This window comes from Brevundimonas sp. TSRC1-1 (assembly GCF_049898245.1).
In the GTDB taxonomy this organism is placed as follows: Bacteria; Pseudomonadota; Alphaproteobacteria; order Caulobacterales; family Caulobacteraceae; genus Brevundimonas; species Brevundimonas mediterranea_A.
Genome location: NZ_JAFCXI010000001.1, coordinates 315616 through 334137 on the forward strand (window position 1 = coordinate 315616; position 18522 = coordinate 334137).

Below are 18522 nucleotides of genomic sequence, written 5' to 3' on the forward strand. Positions count from 1 at the left end.
CTTGGATCAACGCCTCAGCCGCGGTTTTCGTAGGTCGCCGTGATCGAGGTCTTGGCCAGGGTGTGGAAGTGGAGGTTGAAACCGAAGACGGCGCCGGAATCGTCGGCGGTCACGTCCAGCCGCTCCACGTCCACGGCGAAGACGGTGAAGATGTAGCGGTGCGGGCCGTGGCCGGGGGGCGGGGCGGCGCCGCCGAAGCCGGCCTGGCCGAAATCGGTGCGCCCCTGGACCGCGCCGGAGGGCAGGTCGCCGCCGGGCGAACCGGCGCCGGTCGCCAGCTCGGTCACGTCGGCGGGGATGTTGGCGACGGTCCAGTGCCAGAAGCCTGAACCCGTCGGGGCGTCGGGATCATAGCAGGTGACGGCGTAGCTCTTCGTGCCTTCGGGCGCGCCGGACCAGGCGAGGTGGGGCGAGGTGTTTCCCTTGGCGTGGACCTGGGCCTCGGGCAGGACGCCGCCGTCCTGAATATCCCGGGATGTGAGGGTGAAGGTCATCGACGTCTCTCCGTTTCGTGATCGCCAGTTAAACGGCGTCGGGCGCCGGGGCGTTGCACTGCGACATTCTGTCACTAGCTGTAATGCGGATGCGGTCAAGCCAAGGCGGGTCGGATGCTTCAGTCCCTGATCGACAGGACGTTCCGGACACGGTCGATCGCCGTCCGGCTTCCTGGCGGCCGCACGCTGACGGCTGGTCCCGGAACGCCGGAACTGACCGTGGTCATCGACGACGCGCGGACGGCGCTGGCGATCGGTTCGAACCCCGAGCTGAAACTGGGCGAGGCCTATATGGCCGGCGCCCTTCGGATCGAGGGCGGGTCCATCTACGACTTCCTCGCGCTCGCCGCCTCTCAGCTGGCCAAGACGTCGCGACGTCTGGGCCCGGGCTGGCGTCTGCGCCGGGTGATCGAACAGGCCAACGACCGCGCCCACGCCCGGGCGAACGTACATCATCACTATGACCTGACGGTGGACTTCTACCGCCTCTTCCTGGACGCCGACCTGCAGTATTCCTGCGCCTATTTCGAGACGCCCGAGGCGACGCTGGAGCAGGCGCAGGTCGCCAAGAAGCGGCGGCTGATCGACAAGCTGGTGCTGTCGCCGGGCCAGAGGGCGCTGGACATCGGTTGCGGCTGGGGCGGTCTGGGCCTGTCGCTGGCCGAGGCGGGCGCGCATGTCACCGGCGTCACCCTGTCGACGGAGCAGCACCGCACCGCCAATGCGAGGGCGGCCGAGCGGGGGCTGGCCGACAAAGCCGATTTCCGGCTGCAGGACTATCGCGACCTGAACGAGCCGTTCGACCGGATCGTTTCCGTCGGCATGTTCGAACACGTGGGCGCGCCGAACTATCAGGCGTATTTCGATACGGTCGCGCGGCTGCTGACTGACGACGGGGTGGCGGTGATCCATTCCATCGGCCGCAAGGGGCCGCCCAGCCGCACCCAGCCGTGGATCCGCAAATACGTCTTCCCCGGCGGCTATATCCCCGCCCTGTCCGAGGTGCTGCCCGCCGTCGAGCGCGCCGGCCTGTGGGTCACGGACATGGAGGTGCTGCGCCTGCACTACGCCGAGACGCTGAGGGCGTGGCGCACGCGCTTCCTGGCCCGCCGCGACGAGGCCCGGGCCATGTACGACGAGCGTTTCTGCCGGATGTGGGAATTCTATCTCGCGGTCAGCGAGGTCGCCTTTCGCGAACTGGGCCAGATGGTGTTCCAGCTTCAGCTGACGAAGCGGCCGGACGCCGTGCCGCTGACGCGCGACTATCTGTGCCGATGAGGCGGCGGCTTCACGCCGCCTCGATGCGGTAGCCTTCGATCACCGTATTGGCGAGCAGTTGCTCGCACATCTTCTTGGTCTCGGCCTGGGGGTCTGCAACGCCGTCGAGGTCGAACTCGATCAGCTTGCCGACGCGGGCGTTCGACACGCCGGCCCAGCCCAGACCCTGCAGGGCGCCTTCGACGGCCTTGCCCTGGACGTCCAGGACGCCGGGCTTGAGGAAGACGTGAACCTTGACCTTAGCCATTAATGCAGCCCCCCTTGGATCACCGTCGGCATGCCCTTCATGATGCCCAGGCGACGCGCGACTTCGGTGTAGCTTTCGATGACATTGCCCAGATCGCGGCGGAAGCGGTCCTTGTCCATCTTCTCGCCGGTCGTGGCGTCCCACAGGCGGCAGCTGTCCGGGCTGATCTCGTCGGCCAGGATGACGCGGCTGAAGTCGTTTTCCCAGATGCGGCCGAACTCGATCTTGAAGTCGACCAGGGTGATGCCGACGGCGCCGAACATGCCCGACAGATAGTCGTTGACCCGCACCGTCATGGCCAGGATGTCGTCCAGTTCCTGGGTCGAGGCCCAGTTGAAGGCGGTGATATGCTCTTCGGTGACCATCGGGTCGTTGAGCTCGTCCTTCTTGTAGTAGAATTCGATGATCGAGCGGGGCAGGGGGGTGCCTTCCTCGATGCCCAGACGCTGGCTCATCGAGCCGGCGACGATGTTGCGGCACACCACTTCCAGCGGAATGATCTCGACTTCGCGGATCAGCTGCTCGCGCAGGTTCAGGCGCTTGATGAAGTGATTGGTCACGCCGATGCCGTTCAGGCGCGACATGATGAATTCGCTGATCTGGTTGTTGACCACGCCCTTGCCTTCGAGGACGGCCTTCTTCTGCGCGTTGAACGCGGTGGCGTCGTCCTTGAAGTACTGGATCAGGGTGCCGGGCTCGGGTCCTTCGTACAGGATCTTGGCCTTGCCTTCGTAAATCTTCTTGCGCTTGCTGTTCATATTCCGGTCCCGGCCTACGGGCGCCCTCCAAAAACAAAAATCGCGCGGCCATGATGGAAAGGGGAAGACCCGGTCCTGGCGGCGCGTTTCGGAATCGTTCGGGCAGTCAATCTCGTTCGGCGACTCCTTAGCCGAACGCGGCCTCCGATACAAATGAGGCGAAACCGAAATGCGGGAGGGAGGAGGAGGGGATGCGACGGAAGTCATGTTGCGTTCAGGCGCGGTCGGGCTATAGACGGCGCTTGCCCCGAGGTTAGCGGGGCGTTCGGAGCTATGCTGAGCGACATGACGACCTTCGACGATCGGGAAAAAGGCTACGAGGCCAAGTTCGCCCTCGATCAGGAGCAGGAATTCAAGGCCATCGCCCGGCGCAACAAGATGTTGGGCCTGTGGGCGGCCGAGAAGATGGGCCTGTCGGCTGAAAGCAGCGACCAGTACGCGGCGGCCATCGTGCGCGCCGACATGGAGCAGCCCGGTGACGAGGACGTGTTCCGCAAGGTCGCCGGCGACTTCAAGGCCTCGGGCCTGTCGGTGTCGGAAGGCGAGATTCGCTCCAAGATCGACGAACTGGCCTCCATCGCGCGCGAGCAGATTCGCGCCGGGGAGTAGACGTCCGGCCTAAGGGCGGGTTTGAGAATTCGAAAGGGCCGCACCCGGGGGAAAGTGCGGCCCTTTCTTTTTGCCGGGGACGTTGGGGGATGTCTCACCCGGCGTACTGTGCGTCTCGCGCCCCTGAAGAACACGGCGCGCGAGATTTGGTTTCAGCCCGTTCCGACCGGACTGTAATTATTTTTTACGGCATCAGAACCGCATCGACGACGTGGACCACGCCGTTCGACTGGGCCACGTCGGCCTGGGTGATGGTGGACTTGCCGCCCTTGGCGTCGGTGATGACCCAAGTGTCGTTCGGACCGGCCGCGACCTTCAGTTCCTCGCCCTGAACCGTCTCCAGCGTCGCGGTGCCGCCGTCGGCCTGGGCCTGGGCCGCGATGTCGGCGGCGGTCAGACGTCCGGCGACCACGTGATAGGTCAGGATCTTGGTCAGATCGGCCTTCATGGCCGGCTGCATCAGGGCGGTGCGGGTGGCCTCGGGAATCTTGTCAAAGGCGGCGTTGTCGGGGGCGAAGACGGTGAAGGGGCCTGGGCCCTGAAGCGTCTCGACCAGGCCGGCAACCTGAACCGCGGCGACCAGGGTGGACAGGTTCGACGCCTTGGACGCATTGGCGACGATGGTCTCGTTCGGGCTCATGGCCGCGCCGCCCACCATGGGATCGGCCGCCATCGGGGCCATGGCGGTGGAGTCTGCGGGCGTGGGGGTTTCGTTGTTGTTGCAGGCGCCGAGCGCCATCAGCGCCCCGCCGGACACGGCGACGAGCATGAGCGTGCGAATATTGGTCATGGAGTTTCGTTCCCTATTGGCCCGCGTTGTCGCGGTCACGACAAGGTTACGTTCGGCATGACCTAAAGGATGCGTGTCGCGCGACAAGATAGCGCAGATTGACCGTTCAGTCTTCGAACACGACCGTCTTTGTGCCGTGCAGCAAAACGCGATCTTCCAGATGGCGTCGCACCGCGCGGGCCAGAACGCGACGTTCGATGTCACGACCTTTACGGATCAAATCTTTAGCCGCCCCTTCTCGGGGAGAAAGTCGCCCAGTACGGCCCAGTCCGCCGCCTTTGCCGATAAGGATACTGCGTGGGCCGGGCTCGAGGACGGAAGGTCGATCAGGGCGACCCCGTCGCGGTTGGCCAGGATCCGCCGGCCCATCCTGGCGGCCAGCTTGCCGTTGAAGGCGACCGCGCGCAACTCGGACAGGCTCTGGATCAGTCCGCGAAGATCGGCCGCCTCGGGCGACCGGATCGCCGCGTCCAGGCTGCCGGATCGCTGGGCTGAGGCGATCACGTCCCACAGGCCAACGCCGCGCGCTCTCAGGCGATCCAGGCGGTCGGGGTAGGGCAGGGCGGTCAGGGGCTCGTCCAGCACACCGCCGATCAACGGCCAGAAGCCGTTGCGCGGGTGGGCGTAATATTGGGCCGCCTTCAGCGAGGCGTCGCCGGGCAGGCTGCCGAGAATCAGCAGGCGGGTGTCCGCATCGACGACGGGGGGAAAGCCGATGCGGCGGTCGTCTTGCGGCTGGGGGATCACCCCTCGCCGAACACCCGCTTGAACACCACGTCCACATTCTTGGTGTGATAGCCGAGGTCGAACAGGGCCTCGAGCTGTTCGGCGGGCAGGGTGACGCGCTCGTCGGCCTTCAGGAAGTCCAGGAAGGCGCCTTCGCCGCGCCAGACCTTCATGGCGTTCTCCTGCACGGCGGCATAGGCGGCCTCGCGCGAGATGCCCGCCTGGGTCAGGGCCAGCATGACCCGTTGCGAATGCACCAGACCGCCCAGGCGGTCGATATTGGCCTGCATGTTCTCGGGATAGACGTTCAGCCGCTCGACCACATTGGCCAGACGCTGCAGGGCGAAGTCCAGGTGGATGGTGGCGTCGGGGCCGATGCCGCGCTCGACCGACGAATGGCTGATGTCCCGCTCATGCCACAGGGCGACGTTTTCCATCGCCGGGGTCACGGCCGAGCGGACCAGACGGGCCAGGCCGGTCAGGTTCTCGGTCAGGATGGGGTTGCGCTTGTGCGGCATGGCCGACGAGCCCTTCTGGCCCTTGTCGAAGAATTCTTCCGCTTCCAGCACCTCGGTGCGCTGCAGGTGGCGGATCTCGATGGCGAGCCGTTCGACCGAGCTGGCGACGACGCCCAGGGCGGCGAAGAAGGCGGCGTGACGGTCGCGCGGGATGACCTGGGTCGAGACCGGTTCGACCTGAAGCCCCATCTTGTCGGCGACATATTGCTCAACCGCCGGATCGACATTGGCGAATGTGCCGACGGCGCCGGAGATGGCGCAGGTGGCGATCTCTTCCTTGGCCGTGATCAGGCGGCGCTTGGCGCGCTGGAACTCGGCGTGATAGCCGGCCAGCTTCAGGCCGAAGGTCACGGGCTCGGCGTGGATGCCGTGCGAGCGGCCTACGGTCGGGGTGTATTTATGTTCCTTGGCGCGGGTCTCCAGCGTCGCCAGGACGCGGTCCACGCCGTCGATCAGCAGGTCCGAGGAGCGGGCCAGCTGGACCGCGAAACAGGTGTCCAGCACGTCCGACGAAGTCATGCCCTGGTGCAGGAAGCGCGCCTCGTCGCCGACGATCTCGGCGACGTGGGTCAGGAAGGCGATGACGTCGTGTTTGGTGGTGCGTTCGATCTCGTCGATGCGGTCGGCGTCGAAGGTCGCATCCTTGCCCTTGGCCCAGATGGCGTCCGCCGCGTCCTGCGGGATCACGCCCAGTTCGGCCATCTTGGCAGCCGCGTGGGCCTCGATCTCGAACCAGATCTTGTACTTGGTCTCTTGCGACCAGATGGCGGCGGCGACGGGGCGGGAATAGCGCGTGATCATGGGCCGGTCGTGTCGGTCCGGCCGCCGCCGGAGTCAAGGTTTGCGGCGACCTAAAGCTGACCCATCGTATTGTCGTGATCGACCGCCTGCCGTTTCAGCCAGGCGACGAAGGCGGTGGCGCTGGGCGAGGGGGGGCGGTCGCGGGGCTGGACGACGGAATAGGCGAAGCCGACCGCTTCCGAGCCGTCGGGGAAGGGGGCGACCAGACGGCCAGAGGCCAGGTCCGCCTGGGCCAGGGTGCGTTTGGCCAGGGCGACGCCGCGGCCGGAGACGGCGGCCTCGATCAGCAGGCTGGACTGGTTGAAGCGCGAACCGCGGCGCGGGTCGGGGTGGCGCACGCCGCGCGCCTTCAGCCACATGGCCCAGTCCGGGCGGCTGGGGTCTCCGTCGTTGGACATGTCGTGCAGCAGGATGTGGCGCACCAGGTCGGCGGGTTTGCGGATCGCATGTTCACCGTCCATCAGCGATGGGGCGCAGACGGGCAGGACCGTCTCGGTCATCAGCCGGTCCACGGTCAGGCCGGGATAGTCGCCGGGGCCATAGCGGACGGCCAGGTCCACCTTGCCCTCGGTCAGGTCGGCCGGCTCCATGTCCGCCGAGATCCACAACTCGATCTCGGGATGGGCGGCGTGGAAGTCGTCCATGCGCGGCATCAGCCATTTGGAGGCGAAGCCGGGGGCGATGCTGATCGACACCTGTTTGCGGCGCGGCGGTTCGCGCAGCAGGGCCGAGGCGTCCATCAGCCGCTCGAACCCCTCGCGCAGCAGGGGGACGGAGGAGCGGCCGAGATCGGTCAACTGGAGGCCGCGCGCCTCGCGCACGAACAGGGGGTCGCCGACGATGTCCTCGAGCAGGCGGATCTGCTGGCTGACGGCGCCCGGCGTGACCGACAGCTCGTCGGCGGCGCGCGAGAAGTTCAGGTGACGCGCGGCGGCCTCGAAGGCGCGGAGAGCGTTGAGCGGGAGCAGGGAACGGGCCATCGCCGTTAGAAATCCTATCAGCGCGCCAAAGGCAATCTGGTTTGCGGGTCTGGGCGGGGAAGCCGATGGTTCGCGCTCTGCCGTCGTCCCCTCCTTCCCCTGATGACGGCCCTGAAAGCAAGATGATGCGTGTATTTCTCGCCTCCATTCCGCTTGAGGCCGCCAGGATCGTGATCATAGGCGGCGGCGAGCCCGCCCTGGCCAAGCTGCGACTGTTTCTGAACACGCCGGCCGAGCTGCTGTGGTTCGCGCCCGACGGCGCGCCGCCGAAGATGGAGACGCCGTTGACGGCGCCGGAGCCGGTGCTGCGCGCGCCCGAAGCCGAGGATTTGGCGGGTGCGCGGCTGGTCTTCATGGCGCTGGATGATGCGGATGAGCTGACGCGGCTGGGCGCCCTGGCGCGGGGGGCGGGGGCCCAGGTCAATGTGGTGGACAAGCCCCATCTGAGCGACTTCCAGACCCCCGCCCTGATCGACCGCGACGAGGTTGTGATCGGGGTCGCCACCGGCGGATCGGCGCCAATCCTGGCGCGCGACGTGCGCTCGCGGATCGAAGGCGTGCTGCCGGCGGGTCTGGCCAATGTGGCCCGGCTGGCGCGGGAGTTGCGCGACACGGTCAAGGCCAATGTGCCCGACTTCATGGCTAGGCGTCGGTTCTGGGAGAAGGCCTTCCGGGGACCGGCGGCCGATCTTGCGGCGGCAGGCCGCACGGCCGAGGCGCGGCGCGAGATGCTGCGGCTGCTGAATTCGGCCGCGCCGGAACAGGGCGTGGTCCATATCGTCGGGGCGGGGCCGGGTGATCCGGAGCTGCTGACGCTGAAGGCGCTGCGGGTGTTGCAGGACGCCGACGTCATTATTCACGACCGTCTGGTGCCGGACGCCGTGCTGGAGCGGGCGCGGCGCGACGCTAAACGTCTGTATGTCGGCAAGGCGCGCGGCGAACATTCGGTGCCCCAGGACCAGATCGAGGCCCTGATGATCGAGGAAGCCAAGGCCGGCCACCGGGTCGTGCGGCTGAAGGGCGGCGATCCCTTCGTCTTCGGTCGCGGCGGCGAAGAGCTGGAGGCGATGCGGGCGGCGGGCGTGGCGGTCTTTGTGGTGCCGGGCGTCACGGCGGCCCTGGCCTGCGCGGCCTCGGCGGGGATTCCGCTGACCCACCGCGACCATGCCCAGGCGGTCACCTTCGTGACGGCCCAGGCCAAGCCCGGCGGGGTCGAGGCCGACTGGTCGCGACTGGCGGGACCGAACCACACCCTTGCCATCTATATGGGCACGGACCGGGCCGAAGAGACGGCTGATCGTCTGATGGCCGCCGGGCGGTACCCGTCGACCCCCGTGGCCGTCGTCGAGAACGGCAGTCGGCCGGACGAACGGGTTCTGACCGGCCGGCTGGACGGGCTGGGCGCCTTGGTGCGGGGCGCAGACCTGAGCGGGCCCGCTCTGCTGTTCGTCGGCGAGACGGCGGCGTTCTCGACGGTTCAGATCGACGCGCGAGACGAGGTCGCAGCGTGAAGATCCTAACGGCGAACCGCCTGTCGGACGGCCGCGTCATCTATGCGGGCGCTGACAATCAGCCGGTGGAGCAACTGGCCCAGGCCTCGGTGCTGGATGAGGCGACGGCGGAGATCGTGCTGGCCGAGGTCGCTGCGCGACCCGACATCTTCGTGAACCCCTATCTGTTCGAGGTTGAGGACCATACGCCTTCGGGCCGGGACCGGCTGAAGGAGCGTATCCGCGCGACTGGACCGACCGTGGGCAACAGCCTGGTGCGGGAGCCCGCCTGATGTATCGCTATGACGAGTTCGACCACGCCCTGGTGCGTGAACGGGTCGAGGAGTTTTCTGACCAGGTGGCGCGCCGCGCGTCCGGCGCCCTGAGCGAGGACGAGTTCAAGCCGCTGCGGCTGATGAACGGGGTCTATCTGCAGCTCCACGCCTATATGCTGCGGGTCGCCATTCCCTATGGGACGTTCAACAGTCGGCAGATGCGCCAGCTGGCCCATATCGCCCGCACCTATGACAAGGGCTACGGCCATTTCACCACGCGGACGAACATCCAGTACAACTGGCCGGCACTGACCGACCTGCCCGCGATCCTGAGCGATCTGGCCGAGGTCGAGATGCACGCCATCCAGACCTCGGGCAACTGCATCCGCAACACCACGACCGACGTCTTCGCCGGCGCCGCCGACGACGAGCTCGAGGATCCGCGTCCCTGGTGCGAGATCATCCGCCAGTGGTCGACGATCCACCCGGAGTTCAGCTTCCTGCCGCGCAAGTTCAAGATCGCGGTGATCGGGGCCGAGAAGGACCGGGCGGCGATCCGAACCCATGACGTGGGGCTTCAGATCGTGCGCGGCGCGGATGGCGGGACCGCCTTCCGCGTCTTCGTCGGCGGGGGGCAGGGGCGTCTGCCCCATATCGGGCAGGAGATCGCATCAAGCGTGCCGGCGGCGGACCTGCTGGCCTATCTGACCGCCATCCTGCGGGCGTGGAACCTGCTGGGACGGCGGGACAATATCCATAAGGCGCGGATCAAGATCCTGGTCGCCTCGGTCGGGCTGGAGGCCTTCCGCGAGGAGGTGGACAAGCACTACGCCACCCTGCGCCACGAAGACCTGCGGATCCCTGAGGACGAGGCCGAGCGGATCAAGGCCTATTTCGCTCCGCCGCCGTTCGAGGATCTGCCCAAGGCCAGCGCGCCGTTCGACCGCGCCCTGCTGGCCGACCCGGACTTCGCCCGGTTTGCGAGGAACAATGTGCGGCGGCACCGGCAGGCGGGCTATGCCTCGGTGGTGGTCTCGCTGAAGCCTGTCGGGGGCGTGCCGGGGGACATCACGGCGGACCAGATGGACGCGGTGGCGGATCTTGCCGAACGCTACGCCTTCGACGAACTGCGCGCCGCCTATGAGCAGAACCTGGTCCTGCCGCATGTGAAGCTGGACGATGTGCCGGCGCTGTGGCGGGCGTTACGCGAGGCGGGGTTGGCGACCGCCAACGCCGATCTGGCGACCGACGTCATCGCCTGCCCAGGGCTGGACTATTGCAGCCTGGCCAACGCCCGGTCGATCCCTGTCGCCCAGGCCCTGTCGAAGCGGCTGGCCGACATGGACTATCAGGAGCGGCTGGGGCCGGTCCGCATCAATATGAGCGGCTGTATCAACGCCTGCGGCCACCACCACGTCGGCCATATCGGCGTGCTGGGCGTCGACCGGAAGGGCGAGGAATACTACCAGATCACCGTCGGCGGTTCGCCCGACGAACAGGCGGCGCTGGGCGACATCGTCGGCAAGAGCCTGCCGGCCGACGAGGTGGCGCCCGCCATCCAGCGGACCCTGGACCGCTATCTGCAAATCCGCGCCGAGGGCGAGCGGTTCATCGACACGGTGCGCCGCGTCGGTCCCGATCCTTTCCGCGACGCCATCTATGAGACGCTCGATGCTGCAAACGCTTGAAGGGGTTCAGAACGGACCACGGCTGTCGGTCACCACGCCGCTGGAGGAGGTCGAGGCGGCCGCCGCCGCGACCGACGTCCTGGTGCTGGAGTTCGACGCTTTTCGCGACGGGCGCGGTTTCTCGCTGGCGGCGGTGCTGCGCGAGCGGGGCTATGCCGGGCGGCTGATCGCGGCAGGCAAGGTCCTGCCGGACCAGGCGCGGCATCTGCGGCGCTCGGGGTTCGACGCGGTGGAACTGGCGCCGGGCGCGGACACGGCGGCCTGGGCCCGGAAGGATCAGGCCTTCAGCGGCTCCTATCAGCCGGCGGTCGATCCGGCCCCGACCATCTGGCAAAGGCGGCGGGCGGCGTCGAACGATCGCGATCTGCAGGCCCTGGCCGACCGGCTGAACCGCGAGACCGAGGGCAGGGACGCTTCGGAGATCCTGAAGGCGGCGCTGGACCCGGCCCTGGGGCTGCGCGTCGGCGCCATATCCTCGTTCGGGGCGGAATCGGCGGCCCTGCTGCACATCGTGGCCGAGACCAACCCGGACGTGCCAGTCGTCTTCCTGGAGACCGGCCAGCATTTCCTCCAGACCCTATCCTATCGCACTCAGCTGACCAGGACCCTGGGGCTGACGGACGTGCGTCTGGTCACGCCGGATGCGAACGAGAAGGCGACCCTGGACGCCCGCGACGACCTGTGGAAGACCGACGCCGACGCCTGCTGCGACCTGCGGAAGGTGCGGCCCCTGGCGAGGGCGACGGTCGGGTTCAACGCCCTGATTACCGGACGCAAACGCTATCAGGCCGCCACCCGCGCCGAGCTGAAGCCGTTCGAGGTGCTGGACGGGGTGCTGCGGATCAATCCGCTGGCGGACTGGGACGCCGAGGACGTCGAGGCCTGGCTGGAGGCGCACGACCTGCCGCGCCACCCCCTGGTCGAGCAGGGCTATCGCTCCATCGGCTGCTGGCCCTGCACCCGCGCGGTCCAGGACGACGAAGAGGCGCGCGCCGGACGCTGGTCGGGGATGGACAAGGTCGAGTGCGGCATCCACCTAGGGCGACGTCAGGTCGCCGCCTGATCCCCTCCCGATCGATTTCCCCTGAAAGCTGAAACGTGTCCGTCACACCGTCCGTCATCGACCTGATCGGCCATACGCCGCTGGTCCGCCTGAACCGCCTGTCCGACGAGACGGGCTGCGAAATCCTGGGCAAGGCCGAGTTCATGAACCCCGGCGGCTCGATCAAGGACCGCGCCGCCCTGTCCATCGTCCAGGGTGCGCGGGCGTCCGGCGCGCTGAAGCCCGGCGGGACCATCGTCGAGGGCACGGCGGGCAACACCGGCATCGGCCTGGCCCTGGTCGGGGCGGCCCTGGGTCATCCGGTGGTCATCGTCATTCCGCGCACCCAGTCGGAAGAGAAGAAGTCGGCCATCCGTTCGCTGGGTGCGCGCCTAGTCGAGGTGGACGCCGCCCCCTTCTCCAGTCCCAATCATTTCGTCCATTATTCGGGCCGTCTGGCGTCTGAACTGAACGAGAGCGAAGAGGCCGGGGCGATCTGGGCCAACCAGTTCGACAACACCGCCAACCGCGACGCCCATTATACGACGACCGCGCCGGAGATCTGGGAGCAGACGGGCGGCAAGATCGACGCCTTCGTCTCGGCCGTGGGGTCGGGCGGCACCATCTCGGGCGTCGCCGCCTATCTGCGCGAGAAGAAGCCCGAGGTGACCATCGCCCTGGCCGACCCCGCCGGCGCGGCCCTGTTCAACTGGTTCACCAAGGGCGAGATGACGGGCGAGGGCTCGTCGATCACCGAGGGGATCGGGGTGGCGCGGATCACCGGCAATCTGGAGGGGTTCAAACCCGACCACGCCTATCGGATCGAAGACGCCGAGTTCCTGCCGATCCTGTTTGACCTGGTGAAGCACGAAGGCCTGTCGCTGGGCGGATCGGCCGGGGTCAATATCGCCGGCGCCGTGCGGCTGGCGCGCGAGATCGGGCCGGGCAAGACCATCGTCACCTGCCTGTGCGATCCGGGGTCGCGCTATGCGTCCAAGCTGTTCAATCCGGAATTCCTGACGTCGAAGGGCCTGCCGGTTCCAGGCTGGGCTTGAGACCCTCTCCCGCTTGCGGGAGAGGTGGCCCGGCGTCCGCGCAGCGGACTAGGGTCGGAGAGGGGAGTCTCGTTTGAACAGAAGACTTCCCCCATCGTCAGGCGTGTCGCTGCGCGCCACGGCCTGACACTTCCCCCGCGAGCGGGGGAAGGTCCTATTTCTCCTCCGCGATCCAGGCATCCATCCGCTGGTCCAGCAGGGCGAGCGGCAGCGGGCCCTCCGTCAGCAGGGCGTCGTGGAAAGTGCGGATGTTGAACTTCGGTCCCAACTCGCGCTCGGCGCGGGCGCGAATCTCGCGCAGGCGGATCTCGCCGATCTTGTAGGCCGTGGCCTGGCCCGGCCAGCCGATATAGCGCTGAAGCTCGGTCTCGATATTGTGGGGCGCCAGGGCCGAGTTGTCGCGGAAACAGGCACGGGCCTGCTCTTCTGACCAGCCCATCCAGTGCAGGCCGGTGTCCGCGACCAGCCGACAGGCGCGCCACATCTCGTAGGACAGGCGGCCGAACCGCTCGTAGGGCGTACGGTAGAAGCCCATCTCCTCGCCCAGATATTCGGCGTACAGGCCCCAGCCCTCGGTGAAGGCGCTGACATTGGCCTGACGGCGGAAATAGGGCTGGCCCTCGGCCTCCTGTTGCAGGGCGATCTGGATATGGTGGCCGGGGACCGCCTCGTGCAGGGTCAGGGCCGGCAGTTCGTACAGGGGGCGCTGGTTCAGCTTCGACGTATTGACCACATAATGGCCGGCGACGCCGTTCTGCATCGAGCCGCCGTTGTAGCGGCCGGTGGTGTAGTTTTCCTCGATCTGCGGCGGGACCGGCTGCACGTCGTAGGGCAGGCGGGGCAGGGTGGCGAACAGGGCGGGCAGGCCGCCGTCCGCGCGCTTGGCCATCTCCGACGCCTTCTCGATCAGGGCCTCGCGCGTCTGGGCGTAGAACTGGGGATCGGTGCGCAGGAAGGCCAGGAAGCCGGCGAAGTCGCCGGTCCAGCCGGCGGCCTTCATTTCCACATCCATGCGGGCGCGGATGCGGGCGACCTCGGACAGGCCGATCTGGTGGATCTGGTCCGGCGTCAGGTCGGTGGTGGTGTGGCCCCGCACCAGATAGGCGTACATTGCCTTGCCGCCGGGGCGGTTTCCCAGACCGGGTTCGACCGGGGCCTTGGGCCGGTATTCGGTCTCGAGGAAGCTCAGCCAGGCCTGGCGAGCCGGGACGATGGCCTGTCCCACGGCCGCCGCCGCCTGGGCCGTCAGACGATCCCTGTCCGCCTGGGACACGGTCGGGGGCAGGGTGGACAAGGGTTTCAGCAGGGGCTCGGCGTCGGGCGTGATCGCCACGTCGTTGCGCGCCCCGGCCAGGGCGCTCTCGGTCACGGAACGGGCCTGGACCAGGCCGGTGGCCAGGCCGCGCCGGGCGTTGTCGGTGGTCTGGGCGTAGATGTGTCCGAAGCCCCGGATGCGGCGGACATAGGCCTCGGCCTCGGCGACGGAGTTCAGGCGGGTGCTTCCGCCGATATAGAGGGCCCAGGTTCCAGGGCCGCCCTCGCTGTCGAAGGCCAGGCGCGAGGTGTCGTAATCAAGCCCCTCGAGGCTGCGGTTCAGGCTGTAGATCAGGAAGGCGTGGTTGACGCCGCCGGCGTGGGAAAGACTTGCCGGGTCGATGGCCCCGAGCCGGGCGACGAAGGCCTCCAGCGGCGCGCGCTGGGCCAGTTCGAAGCTGCGCGACAGGTCGGGAACCCGGCCCATGGCCTCGACGTCGCCCTCGCTGCTGGCGGCGAAGGGGTCGATCGACTTCAGATAGGCCTCGTAATCGACGATCAGGGCGTCGAGGGCGGCGTCAGCCGGACTGGGGGCGAGGGCGGCGGGGGCAGGCGTCGCCGAGGCTTGCGCCATGGCCGCCGCCGGCGACGCCGCGGCGAGCAGGGCCGCGACGGCCAGGTAAGAGATCTTCATGACGCCCTCCAGAACAGCCCGTACAGGCAAGCCGAGCCGGCGGGGCGCGTCAAGCCGTCGGGATCAGTCGCAGGCGACGAAGAAGCGTTCGATGTCGGCGCGCGTCTGGGGGTGGGCGGCGTAGGTCCGCCGCCGGTCGCTGTCCCAGACCGCGATCCAGCCCAGACGGCGAAAGCGCTGGAAGACCGGATCGCGCGTGCGGGCCTTGGCCTCGGCGTAGTGGCCGTCGGTGACGCCGGCGTCTTCGGAAGTGGCCGGATAGTTTTCGGTGTCGCCGCCGGATTCCAGATGAAGCTGCCGCGACGGCTTCTCCAGGACGGCGGCCAGCTCCAGCGCGCCGGAGCCGGAGCCGCAGAACAGTTTCAGCTTCACCTCGTCGCTGTTGGCGACGCCGTAGGCCAGGGTGTTTTCCCGGGCCTCCTGGTTGAGGAACCAGTCATAGTTCGGCGTCGGCGCCGGGGCGCCGGCGTCCGCCATGGAGGTCGAGACCGGCGCCGGCGTGGCGCAGGCGGCCAGGGCCGACAGGGCGAGCAGGGACGACAAGGGCTTCAGCAGACGCATGATCGGTGTTCCTATCCGGCGCAACGATCCGCGAAGCGGCGAAGCTTGGCAAGATGGGGGCGTTCGACCTTGACCGCGCCGGTCCGGTCGCCCGTCATGATCACCATGTCGCCGGAGCCGACAAAGGCCGCGAACAGGGGATGATCGGTGCGTAGCGTGACCTCCAGCCTTCCGCCGCGCCCGATTCGCGCCGCGCTGGTGGTCGAAGCCGCGCCGGACGTCAGTCGGGCGAAGCCGGGCTGGGTCTCCGGCGCGGACCTGGCGTCGGTGTCGTAGAGAGTGACGGTCGCGACGTTGGATCGGGGCGCACACTGCAGCGTGGCCCTGAGCGCCGGGGTGTCGGTCACCTCATTGGCCAGAACGACAGGGCCTTCGCTCTCGTAAAGGGTCCAGGTCCAGGCCAAGGGGGGTGAAGGCGGCGGGGCGGCCGCCTGCAGGCCCGCCGCCAGAGCGACCGCGAGAACAAGGTTCATGGATCAGCCCCCGCTGATGGCGACGCGAAATGGCGTCTCCACCCATTTCGTCAAGCGCGCGACGATCCGCAATAGGAAAGGAAGCCCGCGATCATCCGGCGCTCATCCGGGCCGGCCTTCAGGACGAACCGCCCGGAGTCGCCCTGCACGCGCATCGCGCCGCGCGAAGCCAGCCCCGTCAGGCTGGCGTCCTGCAGGGAGAGGCGGGTTTCCGTCGCGTCTCCGCCGCTCATGGGATCCAGGGGCGCAGGGCCGTGAGAGGCCGCGATCAGACGCGGCGTATCCGGCTGGACGTCGCCATAGACCACGGCGGCGGCGTCGCCGGGGGAACAGGTGACCATCAGGGCCAGTTGGTCCGAGTTCTCGACCCCGTAGGCCAGCTTGGCCATCGCGCCTTCATGGCTCAGATGCCAGTTCATCGTCGGCGTCTCGACGGGTGGGAAGGCGTCGAGCGGTTGGGGCCTGGCGGCGAAGGCGACCAGGGCGACAGCAGCGGCGGCGGGGATCAGAACCTTGAACATGTGAATACTCGCGTCTGACGAACAAACGCGGTTACGCATCAAGGGTTCACGGCTCCGCTTGAGCCGCCGTCGTCCTGTGGCCGAGCGGCATCAGTGGATCAGAACGGGCTGAACCGCTCCACCAGGCTCTGGGCGGCAGGCGTCGCCTGCATCCGGCTGATGTCGCCACGACCGCCGTAGGAGATGCGGGCCTCGGCGATCTGGGTGTGATTGATCGAATTGGCCGACGAGATGTCCTCGGGTCGCACGATGCCGGCGACGGTCAGTTCGCGGACTTCGCGGTTGGTGCGCACTTCCTGCCGACCCTGAATCACCAGGTTGCCATTGGCCAGGACGTCGGTGACCACGGCGGCGACGGTCAGGGAGACCTTTTCCGAGCGGTTGACCGAACCAGAACCGGCGGCGTTGGTCTTTCCTTCCAGCCCGACCATGTTGGCCGGGTCGAAGCCACCGGGGAAGACGCGGCCCAGGCTGCTCTCCAGGCCGAAGAAGTTGGAGACTCCGTTCGCGGAGGTGTTCGAGCGCGCCCTTTGGGTCGAGTTCTGGGTCTGGGCCCGGTCGTCGATATCGATCCTGACCGTCAGGATGTCGCCGACGTGACGCGCGCGCTGATCGCCGAAGAAGGTGCGGGCGCCGACGCGCCACAGGCTGTTGGCGCTGGCGGGGGTCGCTTCCTGACGCAGACTGGGGTCGGCCATATAGGCCTGTTGCGCCGGCACAAGCGCGGCCGGATAGCCGATGGGGGCCAGTTCCGGGCCACGCACGGCCTCGATGGCGGTGGAGCAGGCGCCGAGCGAGGCGGCGGCGGAGACGGCGGCGACGATCAGGATCTTGCGCATGACGGATTCCCCTAGCGGGCGGCGAACTGTTGAGGATTGGCGCGGACCCTGTCGGCGGCGGGGCCGGCGACAGCCTGGCCCGGACCGGACGCGACGGCGTCGATGACACGGTTGGAGGCGGTGTTGAGGACGGCGACGGGCTCGCCCAGCGCGGCGTTGCGCATGGCCTTGCCCATGATGCTCAGGTTCACGCCGCCGACCTGATAGGTGACGCGCACCATGTCGTTGCGGGCGATGACCTGCTGTCCGCCGCCGGCCGGACGATAGACGGGACGGTTCTGGGGCGCAGAGGCCTGCAGGTCTGTTTGGGCGGCGGCGGCTGAAACCGGACCGGTCGATCGGCGGACGGCGACGCGCCGCAGACCATTGGGATTGGTCCAGTCCAGACCGGCCTGGCGGGCCTGGGCCTGAAGCTGGCCGGCCTCGATCACCACCGACGGGCCGACCCGCTGCGCCACGACCACTTCGGCGGCGGCGCCGGCGCCGTCGAAGATATCGCCCAGGGTGACGCGGCCGTCGTCATCGACAGGATTGGACTTCAGCGAAACCGGTCCGGCCCATGCGGCGCTGGAAACGGCGGCGAGGGCGGCGGCGAGAACCAGGGCGCGACGGATACGGGTCATGGCTTAGCTCTTCACCTGAGCGGTCACCGACAGCATGTTGTCGGCGGTCGAGATGACCTTGGAGTTCATCTCGTAGGCCCGTTGAGCGATGATCAGGGCGCTGATCTCGGCCACGGAGTCGACGTTGGAGGCTTCAGTGTAGCCTTGCAGGATCTTTCCGAAGCCCGGGCTGCCCGGCGTGCCGATGTTGGCGGCGCCCGAAGCGGCCGTTTCCAGCAGCAGGTTGTCGCCGATGGCCTCGAGACCGGCTTCGTTGAAGAAGGTCGCGAGTTCGATCTGGCCGACCGTCGTCGGCGCGGTCTGGCCGGCCTGGGTCACCTGGACCAGACCCGATTTGGAGATGGTGACGTCGGTCGCGTCCTGCGGGATGGTGACGGCCGGTTGCAGCGCATAGCCGTCGTCGGTGACGATCTGGCCTTCCTGGTTGACCTGCAGGTTGCCGGCGCGGGTGTAGCCGATCTCGCCCGAGGGCAGGGTGATCTGGAAATAGCCCTTTCCGTCGATGGCCATGTCATAATCGTTGCCGGTCTGGGCCGGCGTGCCCTGTTCGGTGACGCGATAGACGGCGCCGGCCTTGACGCCCGCGCCGATCTGGATGCCGGTCGGAACGACGGTGCCCTGGCTGGACGACTGCGCGCCCATCCGTTCGACGTTCTGGTACAGTAGGTCCTGGAACTCGGCGCGCTGCTTCTTGAAGCCCACCGTGTTCATGTTGGCGATGTTGTTGGAGATGACCTCCACGTTCAGCTGTTGGGCGGCCATGCCCGAGGCTGCGGTTCTGAGCGCTTGCATTGTCCGGCTCTCCC

The 18522-nt window shown here is 67.8% G+C and carries 21 protein-coding genes and 1 pseudogene; 7 read left to right on the plus strand and 15 right to left on the minus strand.

Annotated features, from left to right (window positions below):
- Positions 1-14: 14 nt before the first annotated feature.
- Entirely contained in the window at positions 15-494 is a 480-nt protein-coding gene (locus tag ACP7CK_RS01600; protein WP_426024920.1) for a YbhB/YbcL family Raf kinase inhibitor-like protein, read from the minus strand.
- Positions 495-608: 114 nt separating this feature from the next.
- Between ACP7CK_RS01600 and ACP7CK_RS01605 the strand changes: the two genes are divergently transcribed.
- Positions 609-1772 carry a class I SAM-dependent methyltransferase gene (locus ACP7CK_RS01605; protein ID WP_426024921.1) on the plus strand — a complete coding sequence of 388 codons (1164 nt, stop codon included), beginning with the start codon at positions 609-611 and terminating at the stop codon, positions 1770-1772.
- A gap of 10 nt (positions 1773-1782) precedes the next feature.
- On the opposite strand, the gene purS is transcribed toward ACP7CK_RS01605, so the two are convergent.
- The gene (gene purS, locus ACP7CK_RS01610) at positions 1783-2019 is read right to left on the minus strand and encodes a phosphoribosylformylglycinamidine synthase subunit PurS (RefSeq protein ID WP_426024922.1); all 237 of its coding nucleotides are present in this window, start codon (positions 2017-2019) and stop codon (positions 1783-1785) included.
- Complete coding sequence (gene purC / locus ACP7CK_RS01615; protein ID WP_008263270.1) at positions 2019-2777, minus strand: phosphoribosylaminoimidazolesuccinocarboxamide synthase; 759 nt, start codon at positions 2775-2777, stop codon at positions 2019-2021. Before purC ends, purS begins: the two co-directional genes overlap by 1 nt.
- A 285-nt stretch (positions 2778-3062) precedes the next feature.
- Here purC and ACP7CK_RS01620 point away from each other — a divergent pair, with 285 nt between their 5' ends.
- Positions 3063-3386: a DUF1476 domain-containing protein gene (locus ACP7CK_RS01620; protein ID WP_196066380.1), complete on the plus strand. Its 324-nt coding sequence runs from the start codon at positions 3063-3065 to the stop codon at positions 3384-3386.
- A gap of 184 nt (positions 3387-3570) precedes the next feature.
- Here ACP7CK_RS01620 and ACP7CK_RS01625 read toward each other — a convergent pair whose 3' ends face one another.
- The 5 genes and pseudogenes from ACP7CK_RS01625 to gcvA form a co-directional block, all read right to left on the minus strand.
- A complete protein-coding gene (locus tag ACP7CK_RS01625) occupies positions 3571-4176 on the minus strand; it encodes a fasciclin domain-containing protein (protein ID WP_426024923.1) in 606 nt (201 codons plus the stop codon).
- Positions 4177-4282: 106 nt separating this feature from the next.
- Positions 4283-4399: pseudogene (purU, locus tag ACP7CK_RS01630) on the minus strand (formyltetrahydrofolate deformylase); the annotation flags it as partial.
- Positions 4393-4923: a DNA-deoxyinosine glycosylase gene (locus ACP7CK_RS01635; RefSeq protein ID WP_426024924.1), complete on the minus strand. Its 531-nt coding sequence runs from the start codon at positions 4921-4923 to the stop codon at positions 4393-4395. The pseudogene purU and the gene ACP7CK_RS01635, both read right to left, overlap by 7 nt.
- Entirely contained in the window at positions 4920-6221 is a 1302-nt protein-coding gene (gene purB, locus ACP7CK_RS01640; protein ID WP_426024925.1) for an adenylosuccinate lyase, read from the minus strand. Before purB ends, ACP7CK_RS01635 begins: the two co-directional genes overlap by 4 nt.
- 50 nt (positions 6222-6271) lie before the next feature.
- Entirely contained in the window at positions 6272-7201 is a 930-nt protein-coding gene (gene gcvA / locus ACP7CK_RS01645) for a transcriptional regulator GcvA (RefSeq protein WP_426024926.1), read from the minus strand.
- A gap of 122 nt (positions 7202-7323) precedes the next feature.
- On the opposite strand from gcvA, the gene cysG reads away from it, so the two are divergent.
- From cysG to ACP7CK_RS01670, 5 genes are read left to right on the plus strand one after another with little or no spacing between them, the layout of a single operon-like run.
- Positions 7324-8712, plus strand: coding sequence for a siroheme synthase CysG (gene cysG, locus ACP7CK_RS01650; RefSeq protein WP_426024927.1), 1389 nt, complete (start codon positions 7324-7326; stop codon positions 8710-8712).
- On the plus strand, positions 8709-8984 hold the full coding sequence (locus ACP7CK_RS01655; RefSeq protein ID WP_426024928.1) for a DUF2849 domain-containing protein: 276 nt from the start codon (positions 8709-8711) through the stop codon (positions 8982-8984). The genes cysG and ACP7CK_RS01655 overlap by 4 nt, the downstream gene beginning before the upstream one ends.
- Entirely contained in the window at positions 8984-10654 is a 1671-nt protein-coding gene (locus ACP7CK_RS01660; RefSeq protein WP_426024929.1) for a nitrite/sulfite reductase, read from the plus strand. The genes ACP7CK_RS01655 and ACP7CK_RS01660 overlap by 1 nt, the downstream gene beginning before the upstream one ends.
- Positions 10638-11717: a phosphoadenylyl-sulfate reductase gene (locus tag ACP7CK_RS01665; RefSeq protein WP_426024930.1), complete on the plus strand. Its 1080-nt coding sequence runs from the start codon at positions 10638-10640 to the stop codon at positions 11715-11717. Before ACP7CK_RS01660 ends, ACP7CK_RS01665 begins: the two co-directional genes overlap by 17 nt.
- 35 nt (positions 11718-11752) lie before the next feature.
- Complete coding sequence (locus ACP7CK_RS01670; RefSeq protein WP_426024931.1) at positions 11753-12751, plus strand: cysteine synthase A; 999 nt, start codon at positions 11753-11755, stop codon at positions 12749-12751.
- A 154-nt stretch (positions 12752-12905) separates the two neighbouring features.
- Here the strand turns inward: ACP7CK_RS01670 and ACP7CK_RS01675 are convergent, their stop codons facing one another.
- The 7 genes from ACP7CK_RS01675 to flgG form a co-directional block, all read right to left on the minus strand.
- Complete coding sequence (locus ACP7CK_RS01675; RefSeq protein WP_426024932.1) at positions 12906-14699, minus strand: DUF885 domain-containing protein; 1794 nt, start codon at positions 14697-14699, stop codon at positions 12906-12908.
- Positions 14700-14762: 63 nt separating this feature from the next.
- Entirely contained in the window at positions 14763-15260 is a 498-nt protein-coding gene (locus ACP7CK_RS01680; protein ID WP_426024933.1) for a hypothetical protein, read from the minus strand.
- 11 nt (positions 15261-15271) lie between these two features.
- Positions 15272-15733: a hypothetical protein gene (locus ACP7CK_RS01685; protein ID WP_426024934.1), complete on the minus strand. Its 462-nt coding sequence runs from the start codon at positions 15731-15733 to the stop codon at positions 15272-15274.
- Positions 15734-15783: 50 nt separating this feature from the next.
- Complete coding sequence (locus ACP7CK_RS01690; RefSeq protein WP_426024935.1) at positions 15784-16254, minus strand: hypothetical protein; 471 nt, start codon at positions 16252-16254, stop codon at positions 15784-15786.
- Between the two features lie 98 nt (positions 16255-16352).
- Positions 16353-17093: a flagellar basal body L-ring protein FlgH gene (gene flgH, locus ACP7CK_RS01695; RefSeq protein ID WP_426024936.1), complete on the minus strand. Its 741-nt coding sequence runs from the start codon at positions 17091-17093 to the stop codon at positions 16353-16355.
- A gap of 11 nt (positions 17094-17104) precedes the next feature.
- A complete protein-coding gene (locus ACP7CK_RS01700) occupies positions 17105-17716 on the minus strand; it encodes a flagella basal body P-ring formation protein FlgA (RefSeq protein ID WP_008264100.1) in 612 nt (203 codons plus the stop codon).
- Positions 17717-17719: 3 nt separating this feature from the next.
- A complete protein-coding gene (gene flgG / locus ACP7CK_RS01705) occupies positions 17720-18508 on the minus strand; it encodes a flagellar basal-body rod protein FlgG (protein ID WP_008264364.1) in 789 nt (262 codons plus the stop codon).
- Between the last annotated feature and the right edge of the window lie 14 nt (positions 18509-18522).